We start from the raw sequence: 3,013 nt of genomic DNA, 5'->3' as shown, positions 1-3,013 counted from the left end.
CGGCGAAGGTGTCGGCGATCGACGTCCAGGACCAGCGCTGCTCGACCCACGCCCGGCCGGCCGCCCCCATCCGCCGGGCGCGCTGCGGGTCGTCCAGCATCCCGTTGTCCTCGGTGAAGTCGGTGCCGAGCACGCGGTACCTCTTGATCGCCTCGGCCTGGGACACCGCCCTGTTGGCGTCCTCGACCGCCGCGTCGATCTCGGCGAGCACGTCGGGGTCCTCGGTGAGCTGGGCGGCGGTGAGGCCGGGGTCCTTGCCCTTGGCCGCCAGCCACTGCGGCAGCGCCTCCTCGTCGAGGGTCACCAGCGCGGCGATGAAGGGCCGCTGGTCGCCGACGACGAGGCACTGGCTGACCAGGCGGTGGGCGCGCAGCCGGTCCTCGAGGACGGCCGGGGCGACGTTCTTGCCGCCCGCGGTCACCAGGATCTCCTTCTTGCGCCCGGTGATCTTCACGAAGCCGTCGGCGTCGATCTCGCCGAGGTCGCCGGTGTGGAACCAGCCGTCGGCGTCGATGGCCTCCTCGGTGGCCTTCTCGTTCCGCCAGTAGCCGCGCATCACGATGCCGCCGCGGATGAGGATCTCGCCGTCGTCGGCGATGGCGAACGCGACACCGGGCAGCGGCCGGCCGACGGTGCCGATGCGCAGCGCGTCGTCGTGGTTGACCGACGCGGCGGCGGTGGTCTCGGTCAGGCCGTAGCCCTCGAAGACGGTGACGCCGATGCCGCGGAAGAAGTGGCCGAGTCGCTCGCCCAGCGGGGCGCCGCCGGAGATGGCGCCCAGGCAGCGGCCGCCGAGCGCGGCGCGCAGCTTGCCGTAGACCAGCCGGTCGAACAGGGCGTGCTGGGCGCGCAGCGCGAGGCCCGGGCCGCCGGTGTCCTGCGCCCGGGACCAGTCGATGGCCACCTGCGCGGCCCGGTCGAAGATCTTGCCCTTGCCGTCGCCCTCCGCCTTGGCCTTGGCGGAGTTGTAGACCTTCTCGAACACGCGGGGGACGGCGAGCACGAAGGTCGGCTTGAACTCGCCGAGGTCCTCGACCAGGTTCTTCACGTCCGGCGTGTGACCGATGACCGTGCGGGTCTTGACCGCGCCGACCTGCAGGACGCGGGCCAGCACGTGGGCCAGCGGGATGAACAGCAGCAGCGAACCCTGCATGTTCATGAACCGGCCGAGCAGGCTCATCCCGTTGCCGACCTCGAACAGGAAGTTGCGGTGCGTGAGCTCGCAGCCCTTGGGCCGGCCGGTGGTGCCGCTGGTGTAGATCAGCGTGGCCGGGCTGTCGGCGGTCAGCGTCGCCCGGCGGGCGTCCAGCTCGCTGTCGGGCACGTCCTGGCCGGCGACGGTGAGCGTGCCGATCGCGTCGTCGTCGATGACGTACACGGCCTTGAGGTCGGGCGCCTGGGAGCGGACCGACTCGACGGCCGCCGCGTGCTCGTCGCGCTCCACGACGGCGGCCGTGGCGCCGGAGTCGGACAGGATCCAGGCGACCTGGTCGGCGCTGGAGGTCTCATAGACCGGGACGACGACGCCCCCGGCGGTCCAGACGGCGTAGTCGAGGACCGTCCACTCGTAGCGGGTCCTGGCCTGCAGGGCGACGCGGTCCCCGGCGGCGACGCCGCCGGCGATCAGGCCCTTGGCGACGCCGCGGACCTCCTCGCCGAACTGCCGCCAGGTCACGTCGACCCACCGGCCGTCGACCCGGCGCCGCAGGCCGGTCTCGTCGCCGTGCCGGGTGACGTTCTCGACCAGCATGTCGGTCAGGGCCTCGTCCGAGCCGACCTCGGTGGTCGCGGGGACGCTGAACTCGCGCACGCCTCGTCCTCTCCTGCCCGGCCGGTCCGGGCGCCGTCGCCCGGTCCCCGGTCGCGGGGCCGTCTCAGGGGAATCTAGCCGTTGCTGCCTACCCGTGAGTAGGGACAGTCGCCGCCGTGGCCCGCCGGGGTGGGGCCGAGCGGCTAGCCTGCTCGGCATGGCCGACCAGTCCACCCAGTCGATCACGGTCGCGGCGCCGCCGGGCGACGTCATGGCGGTCATCGCCGACTTCCCGTCCTACCCGGAGTGGGTCGCGGCGGCCAAGCAGGTCGACGTCCTGGAGACCGGGCCGGAGGGCCGGGCGCGCCGGGTGCACTTCGTCCTCGACGCCGGCGCGGTGAAGGACGACTACGTCCTCGAGTACACCTGGGACGACGACCGGCGGGTGTCCTGGCACCTGGTGCAGGGCCAGATGCAGAAGCGGCAGGAGGGCTCCTACACCCTCACCGAGACCGCGCCGGGGACCACCGAGGTCACCTATGCGATCGCGATCGACCTCTCCATCCCGATGCTCGGGATGATCAAGCGCAAGGCCGAGAAGGTCATCCTCGACACGGCCCTCAAGGAGCTGAAGAAGCGCGTGGAGGGCTAGGCGGCCGGTGCGCACGCTCCTCCTCACCGGCCCGGGTGGGGCCGGTACCTCGACTCTCGCGGCGGCCACCGCCGTGCGCGCCGCCACCGACGGCACCCGCACACTGCTGCTCACCCGTCCCGGCTCCCGGCCGGCCGGGCTGGACGACGTCCCCGGGCTGGCCGTCGCGACGGTCTCGCCGCTGGCGGCGACCGAGTCGCTGTGGACGTCGGCGGGTGCGGCGCTGGGCGCCGTCCCGGGCCTGACGCCGCCCCCGCCGACCTCGGTGGTGCCCCTGCCGGGGGCCGCCGAGCTGGCCCTGCTCGCGCGCCTGGCCCGCGCCGCCGCCGACGACGAGGCCGACACGGTGGTCGTCGACGCCGGCCCGCTGGAGTCGGGCACCGCGCTGGTCGGCCTGCCAGGGGCGCTGCGCTGGTGGCTGGACCAGGCGCTGCCCACCCGGCTGCGCGTGCTCGGCGCCGTCCGGACCGCCGCGGTCCGCTCCGGCACCGCGCCGCGCGGGCCGGTCGACGCCGTCCTCGACGCGGTGCCGCCCCTCGAGTCGGCGCTCGGCCGGCTGCCGCTGGACGACCCCGCGTCCACCGAGGTGCGGCTGGTCGCCGTGGCCCGGG

2 protein-coding genes and 1 pseudogene are annotated in these 3,013 nt (G+C 74.2%); 2 read left to right on the top strand and 1 reads right to left on the bottom strand.

Annotated features, from left to right (window positions below; all coding sequences use genetic code 11):
• Positions 1-1,810: AMP-dependent synthetase/ligase (locus CNO22_RS26470; RefSeq protein ID WP_232807376.1), on the bottom strand; the 1,810-nt coding region annotated here is incomplete at its 3' end.
• A gap of 157 nt (positions 1,811-1,967) precedes the next feature.
• Between CNO22_RS26470 and CNO22_RS26465 the strand changes: the two genes are divergently transcribed.
• Both CNO22_RS26465 and CNO22_RS26460 read left to right on the top strand, forming a co-directional pair.
• Positions 1,968-2,402, top strand: a complete 435-nt coding sequence (locus tag CNO22_RS26465; protein ID WP_100502212.1) for an SRPBCC family protein — start codon at positions 1,968-1,970, stop codon at positions 2,400-2,402.
• A 7-nt stretch (positions 2,403-2,409) separates the two neighbouring features.
• A pseudogene (locus CNO22_RS26460) lies at positions 2,410-3,013 on the top strand (ion transporter); the annotation flags it as partial.

The sequence above is a fragment of the Geodermatophilus chilensis genome, from assembly GCF_002802985.1.
GTDB lineage: Bacteria > Actinomycetota > Actinomycetes > Mycobacteriales > Geodermatophilaceae > Geodermatophilus > Geodermatophilus chilensis.
This window is presented reverse-complemented; position numbering and strand designations above follow the sequence as displayed.

Excerpts from the sequence above, each read along its gene's own strand:
- CNO22_RS26465 (WP_100502212.1), top strand. The coding sequence starts at position 1,968 with ATGGCCGACCAGTCCACCCAGTCGATCACGGTCGCGGCGCCGCCGGGC.